19 protein-coding genes are annotated in these 25,970 nt (G+C 51.7%); 12 read left to right on the forward strand and 7 right to left on the reverse strand.

The window, feature by feature from the left end; all coding sequences use genetic code 11:
- The 6 genes from EL645_RS07680 to EL645_RS07705 all read left to right on the forward strand — a co-directional run bounded on the left by EL645_RS07680 (position 1) and on the right by EL645_RS07705 (position 8,965).
- Complete coding sequence (locus EL645_RS07680) at positions 1-1,281, forward strand: 3-keto-alpha-glucoside-1,2-lyase-like domain-containing protein (RefSeq protein WP_126549476.1); 1,281 nt, start codon at positions 1-3, stop codon at positions 1,279-1,281.
- Between the two features lie 111 nt (positions 1,282-1,392).
- A complete protein-coding gene (locus tag EL645_RS07685) occupies positions 1,393-3,411 on the forward strand; it encodes a serine/threonine-protein kinase (RefSeq protein ID WP_126549477.1) in 2,019 nt (672 codons plus the stop codon).
- A gap of 390 nt (positions 3,412-3,801) precedes the next feature.
- The gene (locus tag EL645_RS07690; RefSeq protein ID WP_126549478.1) at positions 3,802-5,391 is read left to right on the forward strand and encodes a hypothetical protein; all 1,590 of its coding nucleotides are present in this window, start codon (positions 3,802-3,804) and stop codon (positions 5,389-5,391) included.
- A 54-nt stretch (positions 5,392-5,445) separates the two neighbouring features.
- The gene (locus tag EL645_RS07695; protein WP_136625183.1) at positions 5,446-5,910 is read left to right on the forward strand and encodes a hypothetical protein; all 465 of its coding nucleotides are present in this window, start codon (positions 5,446-5,448) and stop codon (positions 5,908-5,910) included.
- A 492-nt stretch (positions 5,911-6,402) separates the two neighbouring features.
- Positions 6,403-7,263, forward strand: coding sequence for an ABC transporter ATP-binding protein (locus EL645_RS07700; RefSeq protein ID WP_246035311.1), 861 nt, complete (start codon positions 6,403-6,405; stop codon positions 7,261-7,263).
- A gap of 10 nt (positions 7,264-7,273) precedes the next feature.
- On the forward strand, positions 7,274-8,965 hold the full coding sequence (locus EL645_RS07705) for an ABC transporter permease (protein ID WP_126549481.1): 1,692 nt from the start codon (positions 7,274-7,276) through the stop codon (positions 8,963-8,965).
- Between the two features lie 304 nt (positions 8,966-9,269).
- Here the strand turns inward: EL645_RS07705 and EL645_RS07710 are convergent, their stop codons facing one another.
- The 5 genes from EL645_RS07710 to EL645_RS07730 all read right to left on the reverse strand — a co-directional run bounded on the left by EL645_RS07710 (position 9,270) and on the right by EL645_RS07730 (position 15,844).
- The gene (locus EL645_RS07710) at positions 9,270-10,196 is read right to left on the reverse strand and encodes an AraC family transcriptional regulator (RefSeq protein WP_126549482.1); all 927 of its coding nucleotides are present in this window, start codon (positions 10,194-10,196) and stop codon (positions 9,270-9,272) included.
- Positions 10,197-10,225: 29 nt separating this feature from the next.
- On the reverse strand, positions 10,226-10,975 hold the full coding sequence (locus tag EL645_RS07715; protein ID WP_126549483.1) for a phytanoyl-CoA dioxygenase family protein: 750 nt from the start codon (positions 10,973-10,975) through the stop codon (positions 10,226-10,228).
- A gap of 324 nt (positions 10,976-11,299) precedes the next feature.
- Positions 11,300-12,523, reverse strand: coding sequence for a YncE family protein (locus tag EL645_RS07720; protein ID WP_126549484.1), 1,224 nt, complete (start codon positions 12,521-12,523; stop codon positions 11,300-11,302).
- Between the two features lie 215 nt (positions 12,524-12,738).
- Positions 12,739-13,866, reverse strand: coding sequence for a WD40/YVTN/BNR-like repeat-containing protein (locus EL645_RS07725; RefSeq protein WP_126549485.1), 1,128 nt, complete (start codon positions 13,864-13,866; stop codon positions 12,739-12,741).
- Between the two features lie 37 nt (positions 13,867-13,903).
- Positions 13,904-15,844, reverse strand: coding sequence for a copper resistance protein CopC (locus EL645_RS07730; RefSeq protein WP_126549486.1), 1,941 nt, complete (start codon positions 15,842-15,844; stop codon positions 13,904-13,906).
- A 339-nt stretch (positions 15,845-16,183) separates the two neighbouring features.
- Here EL645_RS07730 and rnc point away from each other — a divergent pair, with 339 nt between their 5' ends.
- The 4 genes from rnc to meaB are packed head-to-tail and all read left to right on the forward strand — an operon-like array spanning position 16,184 to position 19,994.
- Complete coding sequence (gene rnc / locus EL645_RS07735; protein WP_126549487.1) at positions 16,184-16,924, forward strand: ribonuclease III; 741 nt, start codon at positions 16,184-16,186, stop codon at positions 16,922-16,924.
- Positions 16,908-18,602 (forward strand): N-6 DNA methylase family protein, encoded by a 1,695-nt coding sequence (locus EL645_RS07740; protein ID WP_126549488.1) that lies wholly within the window; start codon positions 16,908-16,910, stop codon positions 18,600-18,602. The genes rnc and EL645_RS07740 overlap by 17 nt, the downstream gene beginning before the upstream one ends.
- Positions 18,595-19,026: a cobalamin B12-binding domain-containing protein gene (locus EL645_RS07745; protein ID WP_126549489.1), complete on the forward strand. Its 432-nt coding sequence runs from the start codon at positions 18,595-18,597 to the stop codon at positions 19,024-19,026. Before EL645_RS07740 ends, EL645_RS07745 begins: the two co-directional genes overlap by 8 nt.
- A gap of 8 nt (positions 19,027-19,034) precedes the next feature.
- A complete protein-coding gene (gene meaB / locus EL645_RS07750; RefSeq protein ID WP_126549490.1) occupies positions 19,035-19,994 on the forward strand; it encodes a methylmalonyl Co-A mutase-associated GTPase MeaB in 960 nt (319 codons plus the stop codon).
- A gap of 19 nt (positions 19,995-20,013) precedes the next feature.
- Here the strand turns inward: meaB and EL645_RS07755 are convergent, their stop codons facing one another.
- On the reverse strand, positions 20,014-20,772 hold the full coding sequence (locus EL645_RS07755; protein WP_126549491.1) for a hypothetical protein: 759 nt from the start codon (positions 20,770-20,772) through the stop codon (positions 20,014-20,016).
- A gap of 614 nt (positions 20,773-21,386) precedes the next feature.
- Here EL645_RS07755 and EL645_RS40805 point away from each other — a divergent pair.
- Together EL645_RS40805 and EL645_RS07765 are read left to right on the forward strand one after the other, a co-directional pair.
- Positions 21,387-22,613, forward strand: coding sequence for a transposase (locus EL645_RS40805; protein ID WP_218031778.1), 1,227 nt, complete (start codon positions 21,387-21,389; stop codon positions 22,611-22,613).
- Between the two features lie 225 nt (positions 22,614-22,838).
- Positions 22,839-24,251, forward strand: coding sequence for a DEAD/DEAH box helicase (locus EL645_RS07765; RefSeq protein ID WP_246035312.1), 1,413 nt, complete (start codon positions 22,839-22,841; stop codon positions 24,249-24,251).
- A 13-nt stretch (positions 24,252-24,264) separates the two neighbouring features.
- Here the strand turns inward: EL645_RS07765 and EL645_RS07770 are convergent, their stop codons facing one another.
- Positions 24,265-25,959: a serine/threonine protein kinase gene (locus tag EL645_RS07770; RefSeq protein WP_126549492.1), complete on the reverse strand. Its 1,695-nt coding sequence runs from the start codon at positions 25,957-25,959 to the stop codon at positions 24,265-24,267.
- Between the last annotated feature and the right edge of the window lie 11 nt (positions 25,960-25,970).

Below are 25,970 nucleotides of genomic sequence, written 5' to 3' on the forward strand. Positions count from 1 at the left end.
ATGATGTCTTCGGTAAAGATGAATACAACTACGCCTGCCGGCGCGGCCAATACAAACCAACCCACCGGTGGACTACTCTCAAAGACTGGCAATTTTCCATTGACCGGTTCAGGGATGATGCCCGGGACAGCAGCCCCGAGCCCGCTGCCAAAAAACGGTAGCAGTGGTCTACTCTCAAAAACAGGACAATTCCCACTGGTCGGAACAGGTATCATGCCTGTGGTCAACAAAAATCAGGCCGCCGCACCTGGCAGCGGGCTACATCCAGCCTGGAGTAAAGAGCCACCACAGACACCTAACAACTTATCTCAGAATGTGGCCTTTCCTAAAACACCAACAGGTGCGCTGACCTCACCAGAGCAAAGCAGCTCTACCGGCACACTCAAGCTAAATGACCCGGTTAAAGTTGTTAAGGTCCCGGTCGCCGGTCAACCCGGTCGCTATATCACTGGCATCCTGCCCTTTGAAAGGCAGTCAGATGATGCAGGCGTGCCACCGGTTGCTAAAAAGGGTCTGAAGCCATGGATGAGAAATAGTATTGCAGTGGCTATTGTCGTTGTAATTCTGGCGCTACTGGGAACACAATGGATCTCTCAGAATCTGAATAAACAGCAGAGCCAGCAGTCAACGACAACCGCAGCAGGCAATGCGGCAGCCAATAATCCGGCTCTCCAGGCCACGGCCACAGCCAGCGCCAATATACTGGTCTCCGATGCACTGGACAAAAATATCAATGGCTGGCGCACCACACCCACCAACCTGTATGCCTTTAAAAATGGCGCATATCATGTTGCAGCCCAGGGGACTACAGGCAGTGGGGTAATCTTGCCCGGCAAATCCTTCACTGGTCCGCTAACGTATAGCTTAACCATGCAGGAAATCAAAGGCGATGATAATGATCCAAACAATACCTTTGGTATGATTATGCGCTTCAACCGGCAACAGAAGAACGGTAAGATCAATACAACCTTTTATAGCTTTGAAGTGGTAAATGTAAAAGGGAAGGAATACCAGTTCTGGCGCTATGATGATAGCCAGCCAAATCCCTGGACGCAAGTAAAAAACGGTACCTTACCAACTGGAAATGAATTCCACCAGGGCAAGCAGGCCAATACCATCAGCATTGCAATGGACGGCAATAAATTTACCGTGACCGTTAATGGCAAAAAATTAGCAAAAGTCTTCCAGGATGGGACCTATCAGGCCGGGACTGTGGGGATGATCGTTAATAAAGATGGCACTGAAGTGGCCTTTAAAAATCTCTTGCTTACACGTAATTAAACACCATCTGTTACAACTGTCTTTATGACCACAAAAGGGGGACGACATCTGGGACGATGGTTTGATTTCATACCAAATAGCCAGCATTTGTCGGCAAAGGGGTAAAGTTTCATGAACGCAGAAGAGTTATGTGGCAAGGTGCTCGGCACCTGTACGCTACAAAAGGTGATTGGACGGGGTGGTATGGGTGCAGTTTATCTGGCTCAGCAGTCTCGTCCGCGCCGTCAGGTTGCGGTCAAAGTTCTTCTACCCATTACGACTTTCCAACCGCAGCAACATAAAGCTTTCCTGGAGCGCTTTCGGCGCGAAACCGACGCGGCCGCTTCGCTGGAACATCCGAATATTACGCCGGTCCACGAATATGGAGAATTAGATGGGTTGGCGTATCTCGTCATGCCTTATGTTAGCGGTGGCACTTTACGCGATGAACTGGACACAGAAGGTAAATTGCCGCTGACACGTGTGGTGAGCTACCTGGAACAGATGGCGGCGGCCCTCGATTTTGCCCATGAGCGCAAAGTTGTGCATCGCGATATTAAACCAGCCAATATACTGATGACCCCAGAAAAACGTCTCCTACTTACCGATTTCGGCCTGGTCAAAATCATTACAGATGGGCAGAAAAATCAGAATCCGCTCTCCGAAGTAGGCATGCCAATGGGGACGCCAGACTATATGGCCCCGGAACAGGTTGTTGGCGGCAAGGTGGATGCGCGCGCGGACATCTATTCGCTGGGTGTATTACTGTATCATATGGTCGCAGGTACCCCTCCCTTTCAAGGAGAGACGCCAATGAAGGTGGCGCTACAGCATTTACATACGCCACCACCCCTGCCCAGGACATATCGCCCAGATTTGCCTCCTGCCGCCGAACAGGTTATTTTGCGCTCCCTGGCTAAACGCCCCACAGATCGCTATCTCCGGGCCCGTGATCTTGCCAGCGCCTTCAGGCTGGCCCTGGAAGCTGCTGGTGTGCAGGTTGATGGTTCAGCTGACGCGGGCAATCGCCGCCGTGGACTCTTTGATCCAGTCTGGCAAAGTCCAATGCCTGCATCCGCTCATAATCAGGAGCAGCCAGAGGCCGCCCCACAAGCAGTGGCGCGTGAAACCGCAGCCAGGGCAGCTCAGGTGCTAGCCGCCCGCAATGATATTGTGGCTCAGACCAGTATGACCCTGCCATCATTTTCGGGCATCCTTACCGAGGCTAATATTGCAGCAATGAAACCATCCAGTGCTCAACCCTCGGCATTGCCTGGCCATAGCTCACATCTCAAAACTGGAGGGGTGCCAGAAACACCCAATAGTAGCCTGTCCACCATTGGTCTAACTCCATTGCCTCCGACAATTGGAGAGGGAGTCAGGCAGGCAGTGCCACAGCCCGCGAACCAGCAGACACCATTGCCACCAGTCGCGGAACCACTTCAGTTGGATAAAGTTGCAGTACCAGATGCCGAGGCCGGTAACAAAAAGATGTTCATGCCACCCCGTCTACGACTGGGACATAAGACTAATCTGCGTGGTTTGCACAAAGGGAGCTCTGCAACTGGAGAGATTTCAGATACGGCACCAACTATGCCAAGACATCTATTGTCGGGGCGGCCACTCCATACACAGAAACAGAGCGAGACGGTCAGCAAAAATCTGGGGCCCATCACACGGCAAATCAATCCAGTGACGGGCATGCAGACAGGTACGACAACAACTGAAACGCTGGCACAAGCAATAGACAAGGAAATGGGTGAGGCTAGCTTGCTCAGATCCAGTTCACCAGCGGCAACCAAACAAAAATCTACTGGCGAATTACCAGCGCTCGCTCAACCGTTTTCGTTGTTGGAACTGATTAAAACATATAAGAAGACGGCGGCACTGGTCATTATCGTCATTTTGATAGTGCTTTGCTCAATTATTTACAACCTGATCCGCGTAGTTCCTAGCACACCTGCAACAGGCAGTTATGGAACACCAAACAGTGTACGCTTCTCAACCACCGCGATAGTCAAAACCCGGCATAGTCCGAAATCTACAGCTGTGATAGCATATAGCGCATTGCCCAACGGCGAGAGTCAGCAGGTTGCGAGCGTTGAAGCAGCGGGGGTAGCATTTACTAATCTGCTACCGGCCAACCAGTAAAATTATTTTGTCTGAGCGCAGGCACTAGAAATATTAAGGTGAAACGATATGCCAGGTGAATGGATGAACCAGACAGGACAACCATAAACAATGTCCCAATCACCACCCATTAAGTGGTTGATGTAAAGGCAACATTCTTTATTTACTGTTACGCATATGCCATTACTACCGGTGAGAGATTATGAATAATCAACAAGGACCTTTTAATTCGCCGTTCTTTCCAAAGGCGGGAGAACGAGAGACAGAAAATTCAAAGACGGCTGCCCGTCTGGGACACAAGACGAATCTGCGTGGTGTGCCCCAGCAGCAAATGGGACCTTCAAATACGCCACGACCTGAGGAAAACGCAGGAAATAATGGGCCGCAATCCTTTGCTCCGGCTCAACAGCCATGGGCATCGACCGGGCCGCAATCTTTCCTGCCACCACAGCCGTCGCAACAATCCCGGGCAATGCAGGGGCCGGGGTACCACCACAGCCAAATCCACCTTCCTGGAATGAGTTGGCGACGCAGGCATTTCAGTCTGCCCAGCAGCCATGGAATGAGGCAGCCACACAAGGGTTCCAATCATCACCGGTTCAACAGCCAGCTAATCCTGCGACACAGTCAACACGGCGCACACCTACTGGCCAGTTGGGCCCAGGCGCTTCGATGTTCAATAACCCGATGTTCCCTAAGAAGAATTCCCAGCAGTTGGGTAATGCAGGGACACAAAACTACGACATCCAGACAGGGCCAAACGCACCCGTCAATGGTTCGCCCAGTGGCATGCATCCTAATGCCACCAGGAACCTGGGCAACAGCGGTATATATCCCAGCCCGGCCGGTAATGCAGGCAACAGCAGCATGTTTAATAATCCCACCGGTGCACTCGGCAGCAGCGGCATACATCCCAACGCCACCAGAAACCTGGGCAATACCGGCATGCTACCCAGCCCAACCGGCGCATTAGGCAATACTGGAGCGCTGATGCATCCAGCGGGCGAATATAGCGGCGATACTGGTATGCTTAAACTGAACCAGGCCGTCAAAGTCGTACGTATCCCGGTCGCGGGCAAACCAGGAGAATACAAAACAGGTATTCTGCCTGTCTTAGCCCAGGGCCAGGGCAATACTGGCGCACTGCCGCCACCCACACCACCACAAAATCTTTCTTTCCAGGATAAAATCAAGAAAAACAGTAAACTTGTGGTGCTGGCAGCCTTAATTGTGCTCGTCCTCTTTAGCTCTGGCATCTACCTGCTCACCCGCTCAGGCGGCACTACGGCCAGTCAAACCAATACAGGCAATAACAAACACGCACAAGTACAGGCCAATTTAAATGCCACCGCCACCGCAAATGTGCAGGCCACCGCTACCTTTAATGACTCAGTGCTCATCAGTGATCCACTCAGTTCGAACAGCTATAACTGGTTGCTAAGAAGGCCTGATCAATTAAAGCTAGGTATGGATCGCCAATTTAAAAATAACGCCTATCATATCAGCTCTACTAAAGTTGGGGATAACACATATTTTGCTTCTTCCGTTCTGATCAGTGAAATACCACCGGCAAAATATACCTATAGCGTGGATATGCAGCAAGTCAAAGGCGCCGATAATAACACTGATTTTAACTTCTTCGGATTGGTCTTTAGTTACCACGAAATTAATGGCAAAGCATTACTATATGCCTTCCGCATTGTTAACAATAAGGATGGTGTAAGGTATGAATTCTGTCTCCTCGACGGTAGAAAAGCGACGGGGCAATGGTCTGATCCGATCTGGAAAGCTTCAGCGGGCAAAGAGTTTCATGGCACAAAAGGCAAAAATAATCTGAAGGTACATGTGGATGGATCTCATTTCACATTCTCAGTGAATGGAAAGCAGATGGGCACAGCCCAGAATAACGCCTTTGGTCCCGGGTCAATCGGCCTGGGAGTCAATGGGTTAGATGGTGGCTCAGAAGTAGCATTTACCAATCTCTTGTTGACCAAGATTTAAAGTTTTTATTGATCTTATCTATTCCAATCATAGTAACATGGGTGGAGGTACTCGTTGATAGTATTCAATAGCGCGCTCATCTCAGTCATGGCAGCACAGTCAACCGGACTGAGTTTCAAATCAACGGCGGCGATCCCCGTCGTATTGTGGGTGACTGGCTTTCTCTGTGTGCTCAATGTGGCCCTGGCCATCTTCTACCGGCGCAATAAGCGGGCAGAAGTGGTCTCGTATTATGCGGCCTTCGCATTCGAGCTGGTCCTGTTTGTAGCTGCCCTGCTGGTGCTGCTACATGTCATCTCACAATCGTTCTTCCGCCTCCCTGCGGGCTTACCTATCAACCAGGGTGAAATTGGTATTGCCCTGGCCATCGGGCTGGGTCTCTTCCCGGCAGCCTACTGGCATCGCATCAACATCTCTGAGTTGCCCAAGCGCATCACAGAAGATGGCAAGAACATGAAGAACAATCAGGCCAATGTACGAGTGCGTGACCGCAGCATTCCTGGCGAATGGATGAACTAAGCAAGCATAATGCATTAGAGGGGCTGGTTTTGACCAGTCCTTCTTTTTGTGCCAAAAACACTGCTTTGCCTGCAGTAAAACTATTTCTACAACAATATAGTATAATCAATAGGTAGGATTGACTCTACTACATATCTGCTGGAAAAGCATCTTATGGTCGCTTATAGACCAGATAAATATTTTAGGCCAGCACAAGTCCATCCATTCGTTTTAGTAGAGGTAAGCCTGCTCTTTTGTGCGCCAATAGCCAGGATGCTATATTTCTTCGGGGCAGATATCAAGGAAGTACCAAAAAGCAGCACAGAGGCATATATATTTGATTTTGGCAGACATACTACGTCAGTATAAGTATGTCTGGAGGAAATAGCGCATTGCTATAAAAAACATAGCGGTCAGTTATTAGCGCAAGGACATAGAAAAGTGGGCTGCGCATGCAGCAAATAAGAATTCGCCAGAGTTATCCATTAATAACAATAAAAAAGGATAATGAATATGATGACATCTCCTGAACCGAACTCATCCACAGATTGGTCGCCGGCTGTACAGTATAATGGTCCAGTCCCAACACAATCAAATACTTCATATGCTGTGGTCACGCGCAACCTTGTACGCCAGTTTGACCAGAAATTAGCGGTCAATAATCTCAATCTTGCGGTACGTCCGGGAGAGTTTTTTGGCTTTTTAGGACCTAATGGCGCGGGCAAATCAACAACCATCAAAATGATGGTGGGCTTACTGCGACCCAGTTCTGGCAACGTCTGGGTCGGCGGCGTTGATGTCTGGCAGAATCCTTTGCAGGCACGCGCATTGATGGGTGTGCTACCCGAATACTTGAATCTCTACGAGCGCCTCTCGGGTCGAGAATTTATTACCTTCTCAGGCCATATGTATGGAGTGGCTGAGGCCGATATTCACAAACGCACCGAAGAACTTTTGCAGGTACTGGACCTGGTCAACGATGCCGACAAATTGATTGTTGACTATTCAGTAGGTATGCGTAAGAAGGCCGCCCTGGCAGCAGCCATCATCCATCGTCCACAGGTACTCTTCCTGGACGAGCCCTTTGAGGGCATCGATCCCGTCAGTTCGCGCGTCATCCGCGATATCCTCCACGACCTGACGCGCCGTGGCACTACCATCTTCTTCTCATCACACATTATGGAAGTGGTCGAACGCCTATGTACACGGGTAGGAATCATTAACCAGGGTGTATTAGTCGCCGAGGGTTCATTACAAGAACTGCGCGAGCGTGCCAGTGGCAATGGCGCAGATAAAGATGCCACCCTGGAAGATATCTTCCTCAACGTCATCGGTGTACGCAATGAAAACCACAATCTAAGCTGGCTGGATTAGGAGTATAAGCATGCTTATCCATGGCGATAAAATTCGATGGTTATTCTGGCTGCGCTGGAAGATGTTCGCGCGCGGCTTTACACGTGGTAATCGCGTGGCACGCATTATTGGCACCATCTTTCTTGGACTGTTTGTGCTGGGAGCTGGCGTGACGATTGCTGGCCTTACTTTTGCTGCCTATCGTTTTCTACCCGAGCCCGCCAATGCCGAAGTACTCTTCATGGTCTTAACAGGCATCTTTGTGCTCTGGCTGGTCTTGCCGCTGCTCGAATTTTCAACCAATGAGGGGCTCGACATCTCCAAGCTGGCCCTCTTCCCACTGAGCAGGGGAGAGTTGATGCTGAGCCTGGTCTTCTCAACCCTGCTGGACATCCCTACTGTGGGCCTGGTGCTCGCGCTGGCCGCGGTCGTGGCCGGCTGGGCGATCTCGATTCCGCTGGCCCTGATGGCCTTATTATGTATGCTGGTATTCTACGTCCAGCTGGTAGCCGCCAGCCAGCTGGTGCTGGCCCTATTGCAAAAGGTACTACAGAGCCGCCGTTTCCGCGACCTCAGCGTGATCCTGGTGGTCTTGCTCTCATCCAGTGGCTATCTATGCCAGTTTGCGATTCGTGGCTTTATCAATAAGGGCTTTTACAACACGCTATTGCAGGCACACATCTCGCCATATCTGCAGTGGTTGCCGCCAGGTATGGCAGCTCGCTCGATTCAGCAAGCGGCAGCTGGTAACTGGTTGATGAGCGTTGTCTGGCTCGTGGCACTCGCGGCCATCAGTCTTTTATTCCTCTTCTTCTGGCAGATGATTGTGGAGCGCGGCCTGACCGCGGCTGAGAGCGCGGGAAGCGCCAGGTCCGTACGCCGCCAGAACACTGCTACCGCAGCCAGTGGGGCAACCTCCGGCAACGCGATTGCACGCCGTCTTCCGATACCAGTCAAAGCCATGATTGAGAAGGACCTGAAATACTTCTGGCGCGATCCTCAGATCAAAGCCATCTTTCTACAATCGATGGTCTCGCTGATGTTTTTGATCCTGTACTTTAGCTTCACCATCTTCAATAACAGTGGGGCAAGTGGGGCTCGCGTCTTCTCTGCCATCGGACCATGGACAGTGCTGATAGTGCCGCTGTTTATCCTGTTCACGCTCTATGCGCTGGCATATAACTCACTGGGCTTTGAACGACAGGGCATCACGACCCTCTTCCTGTTCCCTATCGATCCAAGATATATCCTGTGGGGCAAAAATATCGCGGTCTTTCTGGTGGGGCTGGTCGAGATTAGCTTGCTGATCGTGATTGCGGCGGTGGTTACCAGAGCCTGGATCTATGTGGGGCCGGCACTGGTAATCGGATTGGCAGGGCTCGGCATCATCCTGGGCATTGGTAATTTTACCAGCGTCTACTTGCCGCAAAAGATGCGCCAGGCCCGGCGCGGTTTCCAGACCGCTTCGAATATGAGTGCGGAAGGTGGCTGTCTACGTGCCTTGATGTCAATGGTGGCCTCCTTGATTATGATGGCGTTGTTGATCCCTGTAGCGGCAGCGGTAGCGTTGCCGGTCTTCTTCCATGCTGAGTGGATCTGGATTGTGAGCCTGCCTGCCTCGATACTCTATGGGGCAATCTTCTATGTCATCGTCACCAATATGGTTGCTCCACGCATTCTCCGGCAGGCTCCCGAAATTGCCGGTATTATAACCAAAGAGTAGGTGGTCAATGTCGAGATGTTTCTCGACATTGACGCTCTGTTGAGTACGTGCGCTGACGCGCCCGAGCTTTAATATTAATGCAGTAAAAAGTGCGTTTGCGCACTTTTTACTGCATTAATATTAAAGATGTGCCTGATCCTCATGGTTGACGCGATCTTCACATCTGAAGTTGCGCCTCAAACCCAAAGGCGCTCGAGAATTCATCTTATGTGCTGAGCAAATGGCGTCGGGCGCAATTTTTGCAGCATGATATTAATAAGGTGCGGGCGCGCATGCGCAATTTTTGCATCTTAACGATTGGGAGCTAGAGGAAAGTTGTGCCGCCACGCTGGCGGAAGATGGCTGGGGTCAGGCCTTTTTTTTGATGGAAGAGGGTGATGAAGTAGCGTACGTCGGGATAGCCAACGGTCAGGGCAACTTCTTTGATGGGGATTTGCTGGTCGAGCAGCAGTTGGGCGGCGATATCCAGGCGTAATGTGGTCAGGTATGACATGATAGTTTCACCCATGACTTTTTGGAAGAGGCGACTGGTGTGGCGTTCACTGAGATGAACCTGGGCCGCGAGATCACGTATAGAGATGGGGCGCCAATAGTTATCGCGTAGATAGCGCTCGATCATCTGGGCTACTGCCTGATCTGGTTGCCGTGACAGCGGCCTTTCAGCCAGGGCCAGGGTCGCTTCATCTACAGTAGCTCTGGCAGTATCAACTAAAAGTTTGGCGACCAGGCCCTCAATAATATGAGAATAGCCTGGATGACGTTGTGCGATTTCTTCAGTTAAGAGCTCAAGGGTAGGCAACATCGCGGCTGTACGGTTGCTCACTACACAGGTTGAATTTTTGAAGGCCATGAGCAGGCTATCCAATCCCCGGTTGTGCTCAGGCTTATCAAGCTGAGCCGGCTCCTGTGAGCCAGGAGTGAGGGTATACGTCCAGAAGTAGATACCCAAAGGTTGCTCTTCAGATGAGATGATCTCGTGGCTCACGCCCGGACGCGCGATAAATACATCATCACTGCGAACGGTGTATATTGTATTCCCCGCTTGAAACTGTCCTTCACCTTGAAAGGCGTAGCAGATCTCAAAACATGAATGGGTATGAAGATAGTTACGCCAATAGCGCGGCTCAAAAAATCCCCAACCCAACATCTCGCTATCAAAGCTACCCAGATGTAAAGATAAGGCCAGGTTATTCAGTTCCATAAAGCGCTGACGTGGTACCAGAGTCGACATCTCAACCAAAGAACAACCTTTACTACGCACTAGCGAGGCTCTAAAGGATCAATCCCGCGCAATATCATACCCTGTCCACGGGATTTATGGGTATCAACGGTGGGCGGATCCTGTGGGTCACGCATTTGAATGAGCAGCGTGGTACGCGCCTCATCACTGACATTTACTCCCGAACCGTGAATGGTCAGATAGCTAAAGAACAATACATCACCAGCCTCAGCGGGACATGGCTGCGCGGATTCCAATGGGTATTGCTCAAGTGGCAGATGCCAGCTACCTTCTTCTTGATGCGGCACTGGACCCAGTTTATGCGATCCAGGCACCACACGAACACAGCCCTTTTCCAATGGAGCATTATCAAAATGGAGAATAGCGGCAATCATGCTATGGTTTTTGTGTGGAAAAAAAGGATAGTCCTGGTGCATTGGGAAAGGTGAGCCTTTCTCTGGTGGCTTAACAAACATCTTGTTATGATGCAACTGAACATTCGGGCTGCCAATAATATCAGCTGCGATACCGGTGACGCGCTCATCTACCAGTAAACGACTAAAAGCGGCGGATTGAAATTGTACATCATGGCAATGTAAGATCCTGGTCGCTACAGTTGCGTTGGCTCGTGCACTTCCCCAGGTGGCATCAATGTCCTGATCGCGTGTCAGACGCTCAACCAGGTTGTGGCACTCTTGTCGATAGGTTTGAGCTTCTTCCTTCGTTAATACCCCTTTGACGAGGATATAGCCATTCTCATGATAAAATGCGAGCTGTTCCGCAGTAAGCATATCAGTCCTCCCTGTCCGATTACTTGTATTTTATGATCAAATGCAAAACTCCATGCTATTGAAAAGCAATCGTAAACGCCGCTTGGACGCGGCTAGCTCCGCTGCCACTGGCTCAGCCCCTCGCAGTGATCAGTTGCAAGGAAACGGGTTCGCCTGTCAGGCAGCTGCGCTCATACGATTGAATGGCATACCAGTATTCTAAACAGAAGAAGCATGCTTGTGAATAAAGCAGAGAGACAGACTTGTTTGTAAAACAGACAGGCTCACCTTATAGCAGGGTCGCAATAAGGTGAGCATGTGCATAAAACAAGGTGTCCTGCAGGGTCATCGCTCATCAGATGGTGGCACAAGAGGGCTATCTTCGTGGCTCTGTTCGGATTGTCCTTCTGCCTGCTGGTTAGCGTGGACAGCGTTACGCACCTTTGCGTAGCGGCGGAACAGGATAAAGGGGACAATCAAAAGCACGATGACAATGACATAGCCAAGGATATTTCCAAATTTATCAACCAGGCTCGCCTGAGCAGGCGTAGTGCCAAAGGTCGGTGGATAGAGGCCAGTAATAATAAATTGTGGCATTCCACCAGTTGAAATAGTGGCTGCCAGTTGTCGGCCCGGGATATCATACATAGCCACCTTACCATTGCTCAAAGCAGCAAAACCGAGTTGTCCATCATTGGTAATCGCGACCGAACGCGGGGCCACATCTAATTTCAAGACATGGTTGGGCTCTTTAGGGATCACGAAACCAGCATTGGCAGGATTCAACACGACCAACTGATTGTTAGTGCTATCCGGCACATAGACTTCACCGGTAGTCTCATCAAAGTCCATCGGCCCATAGGTGCCACCCTTAATCAATGGAGAAATCTTATGGGTGCTGATATCAATGGCCAGCACCGAGTTTTCATTGGTGGTTGCATAGACCGTGGTGCCAGGAGGGATTGAAAGATAGCGCGGCCCCTGGGGTAGCGCGACAGTAGCCAACGATTGGCCGCTGACATCATCATATACAGAGAGAGCCTTTTCATTCGAGACCCACAACTGCTCCCCACTCTTCCCCGATACGGCTGATCCAACTGCCGCATAAGCCAGACCATAGACAGTTCCAGCAGTTTCGATACGCCGCTTAATAGTACATTTCGTGGCATCTATGACAGTAACGGTTGAGCTCTGAGAGCCGCCCACGTACAATGATTGGACGTTAGGATCAAAGATTAAGAGCGTGGGTGCGCCAGGCACCTTAGCAGAGCAGACCGTGTCGCCGGTCTTCGCAGCGATAATCGATACCTGATTGAGCTGGGGTTGCGTCACATAAAGGAAACGCCCATCCTGGCTCAAAGCCACCATATGGGGATCTCCCGCTACCTTGATCGTACTGGTGACCTTTTGCTGCTGGACATCAACAACCCCAACACCACCACTGGCGCCAGCGACATAGGCTAAATTGGGAGCCCCGCCATCAGCATGGGCCGCTGGCACCATGAAGATCATACTGCCAAGTGCCAGCAGCGCAAAAACTATAAGAAGATGATGTGTATATTTATACATGTACTTACCCGGCCTCTATCCCTTTTCTAAGCGTACGTGCGCTACCGCGCCCGAGCTGATTTTATGGTGATTTGCAGCAAACGCGCGGAGCACACTTGCTGCAGCTCACCATAAAAATCATTTGAGCACCGATGGTGCGAAAACGCATGCGAATCAAACACTATCTTACTGCAATACCTGAATAAAAAATGCCTGGCGCGCCAGCGTCCGCAATCCTATGCATTAGGGGTCAATGAAGTCCATGCAGCATTCTGCTGGTCAAACTGGTATACTGCACATGGATAAGACAGCGATAAAAAGAGGCGTGACGAGAGTTGTGGATCAGGCACGAGATTTTCCAGATTGCCTTTGAGCTGCGGCAAAGACTTCCATGTATGCCCACCATCCGTACTCTTATAAATCATGCGTCCAGTCTTCCCATAGACCATATCAGGCTGTCCAGGTGTGGCTGTCAGGGCACTATAGCGCGCATCCGCATAAACCAGGGAGAAGCTCTTGCCGTCATCCTTGGAAACCAGGATACCCTGATCACCCGAAGCATAAATCGGGTCCTGAGGCCCACTCGTGGTCATATTATAAACGGCGGAATCGAAGCCCTTGATCGTCGTCCAATGGGCTCCTCCATCGCTACTACGCGCCGCGCCATCGTTGCTATAAACCAGCAGTTGTCCGGGCTGTTTGGGCAGAGGCAGAATACCTAAAATGCGGCCAAAGGGGAGGGCTCCAGGAGAAGTAAAGTGCTTACCGCCATCCTGGCTCACCACAAAGCCATTGGCGCCCTTGGTGGGCACATAGGCATAGACCTCATCAGCAGAACGGTTACCTGCTACGATGGTATACATTTTTCCCGTATCATCCGCTTTAGAAGCCAGTTGCCAGCTAGTGCCGCCATCAGAACTGGTATAGAGACCAATAGCGCCTGTCTGGCTGCTAAGAGAGTGCTCCGCCAACAAATAGACACGCTGATGATCAAGTGGACTGCTGGTAAGAGAGGAGGTCATCATATCACTGAGGCCTTGATTGGGGCCTGACCAACTCTTGCCCGCATCGGTAGAACGATAGAGCCCATAATGTGTCGCGACCAGCAATATATTATTGGGCAAGGCTAGCATAGCATGCGCATGGTTGGCAGCCGTACCAAATACGTTGACCTTCTGGGCCGCCGGGGTTGCGGTTTGTTGGGCACTATTACCTAAACCTGAGCATGCACTTAACACTAACAATGCCAGTACACATACCACCTGGACAGGAAAATATAATAAACGCCTGGCTGCAGCAGACGCGTAATCTCCCTGCAAGCCAGCCCCATCCTGCGCTGGCCTCGAAAAATTCTTTATGCTCATCCCTACATCCTCAATATTAACTTATCACTACTCCATTTTAAAATGGAGTAGTGATATCAACAGTTCCACTATGTAAGGTAGCCTCAGGCGTACGTATCTCAACACGCAGCTGCCAATGGCCCCCCATATTTAAGTCACCCTGAGCACTAAAATGCCCTTTGCCATCGGGCTGTAAATTGACGGCATCGGTTCCCATATCCATATCCAGCATCTGGGTATACACAGAGACACCGATATTCGTATCGGGCTTTCCCTTACTATCCAGGACACTGACCGTAAAGACATTGGTTCCAAAGCGATTGGGCGAAACAGTCAGGTTGATAGTATACTGATGATCTTTGGTAGGAAAGGTGCCATGATATGGCTTTACCGTGGCCGTCTGCTGCGTTGGCGTTTGACTGGCTGCAGCTGGCAACAAGCTACCCGCGAAGACATTCATCAGTCCTGTACACACCAGTACGGCGACGCCGAGCAAAGGTTCCCAGTGCAGAACAGTGGTGAGGCGCCGCGTCTGTTGCCCAACACTCTGTTCCAGCTGCTTGGCCTCTGGAGCCACAGCCAGCACTTGCTTCTCTTCATCTGCAGTGCCCGCTTCATTCTGAGACAATGCGCTATCATATTGGGTTGAGGCCTTTTTCAAACGGGGGCGATAGAGCAGCACATGGATCGCGCTGGTGACCAGCAGAGCTACTACCAGTAAGACTTTGACCGACAACGCGCGTCCATAGGCAGTGGTAATCAACTGGGAAAACGAGTCCATATGCACGACAGCATTAAATGGACCACTGACAGCCATAATCACCACACCAGCCAGAGCAAGCGGCGAGAAGTGTGCCAGCGTCGATAGCAAAATACGCGTTCGTTCAGGCAACGCGCTATGTCGAATCACAGGCAGATAGATTAATGAGAGATAGAGCATGCCTCCAACCCACAGAGAGGCAGCCAACAGATGCAACCAATCTCCCACAATGGCGAACGTCTGCAGATCCCCGCTTACGGCGGCCGCATGCCCCGAAAGGGTAACCGCCGTCAGCAAAGCCAGGCTCAAGATTAGATTTAGCCAGGACAAAATGCTATCCATGGCTCGTGGACGCTCACGCACCACACTGGCAAAGGCCGCCAGAACCAGGGCGATCACAATTACACCCAGGCGCAAAATCCAGAAGGAACCAAAGCGACTATGGAATAATAGACCCTGAAATGTCGCTGGCGCTAATGCCTGTCCCCAGTCTCCACTCGAGAGGGCCAGCCCTTGTCCTATCAGCACACCAAAGTTAGCGAGCAACAGTAAGAGCAGAATGGGTAGGGCAAAGTAACGCTCAAAGCGCGCTACCGCCCGTTGATCAGCATCCTGTTGTTCAACAGCCTCGCTATCATGGAGTTGCAAGACAAAGGAATGCCAGAGTTGAGCGCCGACCCAGAACACCACACCCAGATCTACCAGAGTAACCATCAAAAAGCTAAAGAAAGACGAGCCATCCAACTGTCCACTGGAAGCATCTGAAGCTGAATTGCCACCCAGGATACCCGTTCCAGGCGCGACCTTCCCGGTTACCTGAGGCACCGTCCCATCAGCCTGGGCCACACTAAAACGCAAAGATCCCCTCAGTACATGCCCATCATCAGCCGACTGAGTGCGCCAGACCACTACATACACACCAGCAGGCAGATTGTTGGGCAGCGAAACAATCATCTCACGAGGATCATTCGCAGCCACATGGGAATCTTTGGCATCTACCTGTGTATTGGAGGCATTGACTACTTCTGCAGTGCTAAAAGATGGATTGAGATCTTCACTAAACCACATACTAACCTGTGAAGGTGGCGTCGAGAGGACCGCATCTTTGCCGGGGTCGGATCTCAACAAAATAGCATGGGCTTCAGCCGGCAAAGCGGAGAAGAATAAAAGGAGCATAGCAAGGGGGAAAGCCAGCCCTAGCATGCGTCCCGCATTATAGTAACGGCGCAAGTACAACATAGAAAAACCTTTATAGTATAAGGGTGATAAGCTCTAGAAATCCTGTCTATTGCCTACAAATGTCGCTGGGAATATACCCCTCAGAATAAACTGTATGCTTAATTTTCCCCTGCTTTAAGTATATGCAGGAACAAAGAATAGCGTACATAGTAACAATTACAGGAAGATGTCATTTCATCGCAACGATTTTTAACGCTGCACATTCTTTCCTTATTATAGCGTAATCGACAGGAGAAAGCTCACCCATTCGAGGTTCACTCTCTTATAATGCGAACCTGAGTATAAAACAGAAAAGATCAGACTCGACGCTCTTCCCATAACTGAGATATAATAAGAATTATGAACGACGCAGAAATCGTAGACAATCTTACCGCACTGGAATCTTTACTCCAGGTCACATTTCATGATCGTACCCTCTTACGCCGGGCAATTACACACCATTCGTGTTGTCCGGATACGGCTGTGCACGATTCATATGATACGCTGGAATTTCTAGGAGATGCCATCATCAGCGCCCATGTGGTTGAGTATATTTATCGCACCCACCCCGATGCCTCCGAAGGTGAGATGACAGCGGTAAAATCAGAAGTGGTAAGTCGCCGGGTACTGGCACGAGTCGGTCAACAACTGGGACTCTTCCCGTTTATCTGCGTCGATATCGCTAATCTACGCACATTCAATGAGCGTTCCCGCGATTCCCTCTGTGCCGATGTACTGGAGGCAATTGTGGGAGCCATTCATATCGATCAAGGCACGGAGCACGCACGTGACTTTGTCACCCGCACTATCTTCCCCATGATAGAGTTAGTGAGCAACCATGCCATTGATACTAATCCCAAAGGACGCCTACAAAAAGTAATTCTGCAGCGCACGGGCAATCTACCTCGCTACCGGGTTCTTGAACAGAGTGGCCGCCATAATGACCGCGCATTTCTGGTTGGGGTGTTTGAGCAAGAACAACTGCTAGGAACAGGCAAGGCATCCAGTATCAAAGAAGCCGGACGTTTAGCCGCGCGTGAAGCACTGCAATTGCTGCAAAAGAAAGATAAACACTCGTCCGCCAATGACACAACAGCATGATCTTCTACATTGGTATGAAGCCAGCCTGCCCCAACGAGAACGCAAGTTGCGTGGGCACTTTTCGACTCCGCCCCTACTCGTTGAGCAGATTCTAGATGCATGTGGCTATACGCCTGATAAAGATCTTTCAGGCATTCGTGTGCTAGATCCTGCCTGCGGAAGTGGTAATTTTCTGGCTGGCGCCGCCCACCGTTTACTCAGTTATGGGAAACGGAGTGGGCTATCTGTGCGTAACCTCGCCCGCTATACCCGAGACAACATCTGGGGATTTGATCCCGATCCGATTGCCTGTACGCTAGCTGAACTCCAGCTACGCTCTACCTTTGATCTCCATCATCCTGGTAGTCATGCGTTACACCAGTTGCATGTTCATCAAGCCGATGGACTGGCTTTTCCCTGGGAACAGAGCAAGCACATTGATCTCTTCCTTGCCAATCCGCCTTACCTGGCGGCCAAAAACAATGATTTAAGTGGTTACCGCTCAACTCATCAACGCGGTCAGGTCGATAGCTATCTCCTCTTTCTCAATCTGGCCTTACAGGTTGTACGCCCGGGCGGCTGGATCGGGCTGGTCTTGCCAGATCCGGTGCTGGCCCGCACCAATGCAACCCTGGAGCGACAACGTCTCCTGGCAGAAACGACAATCTCCCATATCTGGCACCTGGCCGATGTGTTTGCCGCCTATGTTGGGGCGGTGGTAATTGTAGCGCAGAAGACGCCCCCGCCCTCCCACCATCAGATCAACTGGCAGCGCAAACGCTGGATCGACCGGATACCAGAGCTAGAAGTGGCAGAGGTTAGCCTGCAATTACCACTGAGCAACACCGTCTCGCAGGCCCTATTGAGCCAGCAACCAGGAGCCGAGCTACGCTATCTGCTCAGCACGATAAAAGATACAATCATTGAGCGACTACAACGTCAATTACATACACAGGTTGCTGCCCACGTTCCACGTACCCTTGCTTGCCTGGGTGAATGTATGCTGATCAGGCGTGGAGAGGAACTGGGCAAAGATAGTCCCCTGCTTAAAGCTACCCCACCCATGACAGATGAACTCAGATGGTATCCTGTCCTGCGTGGAGGGATAGACATTCGACCGTATGAGATACCCATAGCCAGCTGCTGGATCGCCCGCGAACAGATTGTGAAGCCAGTAGATCGCTATCTGGCCCCCAAAATTTTGCTGGTTAAAAGTGCCGGTCGCTTGCAGGCGACCCTGGATGTACAGGGACACGTCGTACTACAAACGCTGTATATTCTGCAACTGAATGTCTGTATAGCCAGTGGAGAGGAAGAACAGGCAGCCACTAATTCTGAAGACGAGCTTTATTTCTTCCTGGCACTTCTCAACTCGCGCATCTTGCAAGACTACCTCTATACGCTGCACACCGCCTACAAATGGGTCCAACCGCAGATTGAACAATATGTGCTGGCACAATTACCCATACCCATCAATGTAGCTTATCCTGAAAAAGTGCAAATTATCGACAGGGCTAAACTACTGATGCATGCTTGCAGCAAATCATCCTCCGTTGTAGAATTGAAAGCACAGAGCTATGAGCTGTATGAAGAACAGGAGCGAGCGATTTGCGCGCTCTACCAAGCAGCTCTCCAGCAGAGGCGTGTGACAGAGCCGCCTCGTGACGTTGTTGACGAAGGAGTCAGTTTGTATGGTTGAGAATCAGGCCAATCGCCCAATCCGTGTTCTGGTGGCCAAACCAGGACTTGATGGACACGATCGAGGAGCTAAGATTATCGCACGGGCCCTGCGCGATGCTGGCATGGAAGTTATTTATACTGGCATCCGCCAGACACCAGAGATGATCGTGGAAGCTGCCATCCAGGAGGATGTGGATGCGATCCTGTTAAGTATTCTCTCTGGTGCTCATATGGCCCTTTTTCCCAGGATCATTGAGCTGCTCAAGCAGAATGAAGTTGACGATGTACTGATCGCGGCAGGTGGCATTCTGCCCGATGAAGATATTCCGACAATCAAAAATATGGGCATCAAAGGCTGTTTTGGACCCGGGACCTCGACAGAAGAGATCATCGCTTTTGTACGAGATAACGTCCAGACCGAACGCCTGACGACCGAAGTATAGGAGTGGGCGTGAAAAACATTGTTGAACGCCTACTCCAGGGAGATCGCCGGGCTCTGGCACGCATGGTCACATTGATTGAGAACGAGCTACCCCAGGCCCATGCCTATCTGGCCGAACTTCATCAGCACAGTGGGAAGGCCCATATCGTTGGTGTCACCGGCTCGCCCGGAGCGGGCAAAAGCACGTTAGTTACACGCATGGTCCGTGAGCTGCGCCGCCAGGATCGCAAAGTTGGCGTCATCGCGGTTGATCCCAGTAGCCCATTTAGCGGTGGAGCAATCCTGGGTGATCGCATCCGCATGATGGAACTGGCTGGCGATCCAAATGTCTTTATTCGTAGCATGGCGAGCCGTGGACACTTAGGTGGACTCTCGACCGCGACCCGCGACGTAGTACGGGCTATGGATGCCGCTGGCTATGACCCCATCATTATTGAGACGGTCGGCACCGGCCAGGCTGAAGTTGAGATCATGCGTACCGCCCAGACGGTCCTGGTGACAATGGCGCCAGGTATGGGCGATGACATCCAGGCCATTAAGGCCGGTATTCTTGAGATCGCCGATATATTTGTGGTCAGCAAAGCCGACAAGCCGGGCGCTGACCAGACCGCGGCCGAGCTTACGATGCTCTTGAGCCTGGACCCCAATCGCCGCCAATCCGCCTGGCGCATTCCCGTGATCAAGACTTCGTCCCTTAAAGAACAAGGGATTCCCGAACTGATCGACGCTCTCCAGAAACACCAGTCCTATCTCAAAGAGAGTGGTATGCTGGCACAGAGGGCCCAACGCCAGATCCAGAGCGAGATCCAGACTCTGATCTTGCAGGCCGTGGCCAAAACTCTACAGGCTACGGTTGGAACAGAGGAATGGAATGCGCTGGTCGAGGATGTCACCAGGCGTGAGCGCGACCCCTATAGTGTAGCAACAAACCTGCAAGAGCGTATCGGCCTCCAACATCCTATACCATAGAGACCTGATCAGATTGGTGCTAGTTATAGATATCTTTACTAGCACCAAACACTTCTACCTCCAACTGGTGCTCATAGACCTGCTGCTTCTCAAACCATAAAAAAGGATGTTCACTCTCATTGATATCGTCCAGTACATTCACACAATAGGTCAGACTCTCATCAAATTGCGGCTCGGGCGCGAGAGTGAAGTCACGGAAATAGAGTTCATGGGCGAATTCGGCCTCAATATTTACCATGGCAAACAACCAGCTCCCCGGCTCAATTTTATCTCGTAATTCAGGTGGAAAAACTTCAAGAGGCATCCGAATACGCTGATAGCGATCCCAGTAGTCAAGCGATACATCTACATACTGATCGCCGGCCATGCCTTCTATATGCTCCACCCCGACCATTACGCGGTAAGGGATGCGCGACTCGGGTATATGGCCCTGTAGCTCACTGACACATAAGTCCAGATAATGCCCCAGAGTCGAGAAATCGAATTCGCGTAAGCGTAGGACAACCGGCAATTTATCACGCCAGCGACGGATGGATGAATGCTGATCAATTTCTAAATATTGAGTTACCAGCAACGTAGGAATGCCAGCATCATAGAGGGCGGCCGCCAGTTCAGCCCCATAAAAGAGGGACTCATTGTAGGAACCCAGGCGGTGCGAGCAGATAGCTGCCTGCGCATACTCCTGAATGAAGTCGACAATTTCAGGAATGGTATGTAATTCCTGGGGTACATGAATGGTAGAGAAGCCGGCAATCTCTGCGTCCCAATAGGGTAACATTACCTCGGGCCAGAAGATGTGCTATCGACGATGGCAATGGTTTTGATCTTATAGGATAGAAATTTGCTTAGAGTTTGCATATAAAACGACCTCCGCCACGTTTCTTACCACAAAAGCATAAAGATATATTCTCTTACCAGATAATACTATATTATGCTGTTTAATTCAATAGATTCTATCTATATAGGACCTTTTGTGCTTTTATTTGCCGCCTGCGGCGGCGCGAGGGGGATGAAAAGAGTGGGCGGGGACACCCCCCTCCCCGGCAGAAGGGCTCGCCGCCCTCCTGCACCTCCCGCTTCACTCCGCCTGCTGTGCGAGGGGGATAAAAGGGGTAGGCGGGGACACCGCTCCCCGGCAGAAGGGCTCGCCGCCCTCCTGCACCTCCCGCTTATAGCTGGGAGCCAGGGCTTTTTCATGTTCGTCCCGAGATCGCAGAGAGATCACGAGCAAGCGAGATAATGGACATTCTTTCAGGGGTGGAGTGTGGGTGGTGGGCGGCTGCGGCCGCCTCTTAGGTGTAGGTTTTTTGAAAGGGAACAAGAAAAAGGACACGGTTTTCTGTTACGATAAGACCACCGTCAAAAACAAAGGCGATCGAAAGGGAGAAAACCATGTCGTATCCAGAAACAGTATGGCATTGGATCAAAGAAGTAGCAAGACGCTTTCCTCATCTGAGTTGGCCCCAAGCCAAGGTGCTGGCCTGCTACAGCCTGGGGATTGTCATAGCAGGAACCTGCGGCTTGACCCAGGTGTCCGACAGCCTGGCAGAAGTGTTGGGGCAAACGCAACCAACCGTCTTTCAACGCCTGCGGGAATGGCGCAATGAAGCGGGTGCCAAACGGGGTTCTCATCGGCAGCAGGTGGACGTTTCGGCCTGCTTCGCGCCCCTCTTGACCTGGATCCTATCCTGCTGGGATCCCAGCAGCCACCGTCTGGTGCTCGTTGTCGACGCTACCAACGTGAGTGACCGTTTCGTGATCCTTTCCATCTCCGTGGTGCTGCGTAGTTGTGCCATCCCGGTCGCCTGGCACATCGTGCCAGCTGGAGTGAAAGGAGAACACAAATCGCACTGGCTGCACCTACTGGAGAGCTTGCGCGGGTCCGTTCCTGCGCAATGGGAAGTCCTGGTGATGGCAGATCGAGGGCTCTACGCTCGCTGGCTGTATCAAAAAATCGTGGCGTGTGGGTGGCATCCCTTTTTGCGTATTCGCAGCGGCAGCAAGGCCCGTCCAGCCAGCAGTCATCGGGTGGGGGACTTCCGAGAGATCAAAACGCTCGTTCCCAGCGCGGGAACCCAATGGAGTGGGGACGTGATGTGCTTTTCGGATCGGCATGCTCGGCTGCGCTGTCGCTTGCTGGCGCGCTGGGATGAAGGCTATGAGGAGCCCTGGTTCGTGGTGACGGATCTGCCCGTCGAAGAGGCCCAAGCCTGCTGGTACGGGCTGCGCCCTTGGATCGAATGTGGGTTCAAAGATGGGAAACGAGGGGGGTGGAACTGGCAACGCTGTCGGTGTGAGATCCCTTCACGGGTGGAACGGCTCTGGTTGGCCATGGCGGTAGCGACTCTGCTCACCGTAGGGATGGGAGCCCAGCGTGAGGTGCAGGAGCAGGCGCCTTGCCTGGAACGCCTGCCTCCCACGCATATTGCTCGGCGCACGGCCAAGCCCGACCGAAAGCAGCATCAAAGGCGCAAGTTGAGTTGCTTCAATCGGGGGTGTCGCTTGGCAGCGCGTATCATTTGGCGCTTACAGGAACCGTTACGCTTCTTCTTGCCCGCTGAGCCCTGGCCTCAGGGGCCTGACTTGCCGCTCGCAGAGGGCTTTTTCAACTCCTGTTGAAAAACCTACACCTAAGAGCTGCGGCCGCCCACCACCCACACTCTCAACCCGGCGCCGCAGGCGCCAAAGAGGAAAAGTAAAAAGCCATGGCGGGGCTACGGGGCATTGCCAGATGGGGGGGAAGTAAATAGAATAGGTAGAAAAGAGGTATCGGGGACATTGACGAGGGCGTGTACTATCTATGTACAGGCAGGGACACATTATCATTGTTGGTAGGAGAGATGTTTGACACAGACGATTATTGATCAGCGTGGCCGCGATCTGGCGATAATACCACCGGCAGATCTGGCGGCGGCGGGACGGCAGGAGTTAATTACGGCTCTGTTTGGAGCGCATTTGTCCCTTGAGATTACGCAGGGGATGGAGTTGGATAAACGGGGGCACTTTTTACGTACTCTGCCGATGCACTTTCAGGATATTAAACTGGCGTTGCAACAACAAAAGGTGCCATTTCGGGTGGCCTTTGATGAGCGACCAGCCCTGCCATTCCAGACAAAACTGGCAATGCAGGCACGTCCCTATCAACAAGAGGCGCTGGACAAATGGCTGGCCGAATATAGTCGTGGGGTAGTGGTACTACCAACCGGGGCAGGCAAGACCTTTACGGCCGCGATGGCTATCCATGCTACGAGCGTGTGGACTCTGGCCGTGGTTCCAACGATCGATCTGCTCCAACAGTGGCGGGTGGCACTGGCGGCGGCGCTATCTTTGTCAGCTGAAGAGATTGGGGTCTTTGGCGGTGGCGAAAAGGAGTTAAAGCCGATCACGATCATCACCTACGATTCGGCCGCCCTGTATCCGCGTGAGCTGCGCCAATTTGGCCTGCTGATCTTTGACGAGTGCCATCATCTACCAGCTCCAACCTATCGCTTGATCGCTGAAAGTGCTTTTACACCACTACGCATGGGACTCAGCGCCACGCCAGAACGCAGCGATATGGCCCATATTGAGTTAGAGGAGTTGATTGGTCCTGAGGTCTATCGTCGTTCGCCTGCGGAATTAACCGAGGGCCGTTTCCTGGCACAATATCAAGAGAAAGCCATTGATATCGCGCTGGGGGATAAGGATCAAGAACGCTATACCGAACAACGGCGCATCTATCGCTCGTTTCTGCAGCGGCGCCGCATCGTGATCCGCAATCCAGAAGATTTCCAGCAAAAAATTATCTATATGAGTGCCCGCGATCCCGAGGCTCGCGCAGCTATGCTGGCCTGGCGGGAAGCACGCAATATCGCCATGAATGCTCCAGCCAAGTACACAGAGATTGAGCGCTTACTACAAGAACATAGCGCTGATCAAGTTATTCTCTTTTCAGAATATAATTATGTGGTCGATGAGATCAGTCGGCGCTTCTGTATCCCCAGCATTACCTATAAAACTCCGACCGAGGAGCGGCGCTTGATCCTGGAACATTTCCGCAGCGGCACCTACACCAAGTTGGCCACCGGCCGCGTTTTAAACGAGGGAGTGGATGTTCCCGATTGCCGGGTAGCCATTATTGTTAGCGGCAACAGCACCAAACGCGAGTATATCCAACGCCTGGGTCGCATCCTACGCCCTAAAGCTGGCCAGGCTCTACTCTATGAGTTGATAACGACAGGCACCACAGAAGAGCAGATTGCCAAACGGCGCCGCTAACAGGCACAACCGTTCAGACACAGGGCGAGGCATTAATATTTGATGGACACACTTTAATGTTATAACTGGTACCTCCTGGCGGCGCGACCTCCGCATAATAGAGGCGTAGACGAGGATCAATAGCCGGTACCAGGAGGTGTGGGTTCGAAGCATCCTCCAGGGTAATGAGAAAGAGTGTATCCGGAGTCAACAAATTAGCGACCTGGTTATCAGATAGGATGCTGCTATGAATCTGTTTCTGCTGCGCCTGGAGCCTCCAGTGTGGTATATGACTTTCATTGGCAGGCGCATCAATCCAGGCATAATAGGCTTTTCCCGCTGGTGGATCAGGCACATTCTTCATATTTACCTGCAACTGATTATACTGTTTAGAAGTCGCTGAACGGGTAAATTGGACGGTGCCTTGAGGCACAGTTGGATTGCTCGGCGGCGTGAAGAACAAGAACCGCGCTACGATCCCCAGCATAACCACCACCACAGCAAGGCCGCTCAAAAACATCCATAGTGGCCGTTTAAGGCGAATACGAGGTTGGCGTGAGGGAGGCAAAGGTCCTGATTCCTGCGCAGGAATCAGGGTAGGACCTGGTGTCGCCGCAGCCGATTGCCTCGAAGTGGCCGCCGCCAGATCAATCAAGCGGCTTGATGCATCAGTCTCCACCATCGATCTTATCCCTGGCCCTGACACTTCCGTAGGTAAGACTGTCGGGGCTGAAGATAAGTGTTCGGTATTGCTCACCTCAGGGGCCGGCTGGTCGGATGAGATCAGGGGGATATAAGAGAGAGACAAGGCAGACAATGATGGCGTACTGCGCAGGCTTTGAAGCAGCGTTTCGGGAACGGGAACATTAAAGGCTTCGGCCAGCGCCATCACCATTTCAGAGGCGCTCGAAAAACGGTCCTCCGGCTTCTTGGAGATACTCTTCAAGATCACCGCTGAAACCTCGGGGCTGACATCAGGATTTAATAGCTCCGGCGGCGTAGGGGCATGATTGATGTGCTGCATAATCACATTCATCATCCCCTCCCCTCTAAAAGGCGGAATACCCGTCAGAGTCTCGTATAAGATTATGCCCAGTGAATACAGGTCGCTACGCTTCTCTTCATACATGCCCAGAGCCTGCTCAGGTGCCACATAGAGCGGCGTCCCAACAATAGTGCCAATGATCGTACCTCCAGAGACACCCTGGCGGCGAGCAATACCAAAATCGGTAATAATTGGCACCCCCATAGCTCTATGTGTGGTATCTCGCTGGTCCAACAAAATATTAGCCGGTTTGATATCACGATGAATCATACCACGACGATGGGCATAATCAAGCGCCAGGGCAACCGCCGAGAACAGATAGATAATGTCCTCGGCAGGGGGAAAGAGGCCGAGCCTGGAGGTCTCGGCCAGATAGCGCGCCATCGTCTGGCCCTCAACGTAGTCCATGACCATATAGAGTAGAGGAGGCTCGCCAGGGCGCTCTTCAATGTAAAAATTGTGAATATTAATAATATTCGGATGGCGGAGAGACGCAATCAACTGAGCCTCGCTCTGGAAACGTGCCACAAAGCCGGCTGAACTACGCCAGTTGGACAGCAATAATTTAATCGCCACCATGCGTTGCAAGTGTGTATCGACAGCCTTCCATACCTCACCCATCCCACCATGTGCGATACACTCGAGCATCTTATAATGTCCAAGATAACGTGGTTCTACTCCCATACATACAACTC

The sequence above is a fragment of the Dictyobacter kobayashii genome (assembly GCF_003967555.1).
In the GTDB taxonomy this organism is placed as follows: Bacteria; Chloroflexota; Ktedonobacteria; order Ktedonobacterales; family Ktedonobacteraceae; genus Dictyobacter; species Dictyobacter kobayashii.

Excerpts from the sequence above, each read along its gene's own strand:
- EL645_RS07680 (WP_126549476.1), top strand. The coding sequence starts at position 1 with ATGATGTCTTCGGTAAAGATGAATACAACTACGCCTGCCGGCGCGGCC.
- EL645_RS07685 (WP_126549477.1), top strand. The coding sequence starts at position 1,393 with ATGAACGCAGAAGAGTTATGTGGCAAGGTGCTCGGCACCTGTACGCTA.
- EL645_RS07690 (WP_126549478.1), top strand. The coding sequence starts at position 3,802 with ATGGGCATCGACCGGGCCGCAATCTTTCCTGCCACCACAGCCGTCGCA.
- EL645_RS07700 (WP_246035311.1), top strand. The coding sequence starts at position 6,403 with ATGATGACATCTCCTGAACCGAACTCATCCACAGATTGGTCGCCGGCT.
- EL645_RS07705 (WP_126549481.1), top strand. The coding sequence starts at position 7,274 with ATGCTTATCCATGGCGATAAAATTCGATGGTTATTCTGGCTGCGCTGG.
- EL645_RS07710 (WP_126549482.1), bottom strand. The coding sequence starts at position 10,196 with ATGTCGACTCTGGTACCACGTCAGCGCTTTATGGAACTGAATAACCTG.
- EL645_RS07715 (WP_126549483.1), bottom strand. The coding sequence starts at position 10,975 with ATGCTTACTGCGGAACAGCTCGCATTTTATCATGAGAATGGCTATATC.
- EL645_RS07720 (WP_126549484.1), bottom strand. The coding sequence starts at position 12,523 with ATGTATAAATATACACATCATCTTCTTATAGTTTTTGCGCTGCTGGCA.
- EL645_RS07725 (WP_126549485.1), bottom strand. The coding sequence starts at position 13,866 with ATGAGCATAAAGAATTTTTCGAGGCCAGCGCAGGATGGGGCTGGCTTG.
- EL645_RS07730 (WP_126549486.1), bottom strand. The coding sequence starts at position 15,844 with ATGTTGTACTTGCGCCGTTACTATAATGCGGGACGCATGCTAGGGCTG.
- rnc (WP_126549487.1), top strand. The coding sequence starts at position 16,184 with ATGAACGACGCAGAAATCGTAGACAATCTTACCGCACTGGAATCTTTA.
- EL645_RS07740 (WP_126549488.1), top strand. The coding sequence starts at position 16,908 with ATGACACAACAGCATGATCTTCTACATTGGTATGAAGCCAGCCTGCCC.
- EL645_RS07745 (WP_126549489.1), top strand. The coding sequence starts at position 18,595 with ATGGTTGAGAATCAGGCCAATCGCCCAATCCGTGTTCTGGTGGCCAAA.
- EL645_RS07755 (WP_126549491.1), bottom strand. The coding sequence starts at position 20,772 with ATGTTACCCTATTGGGACGCAGAGATTGCCGGCTTCTCTACCATTCAT.
- EL645_RS40805 (WP_218031778.1), top strand. The coding sequence starts at position 21,387 with ATGTCGTATCCAGAAACAGTATGGCATTGGATCAAAGAAGTAGCAAGA.
- EL645_RS07770 (WP_126549492.1), bottom strand. The coding sequence starts at position 25,959 with ATGGGAGTAGAACCACGTTATCTTGGACATTATAAGATGCTCGAGTGT.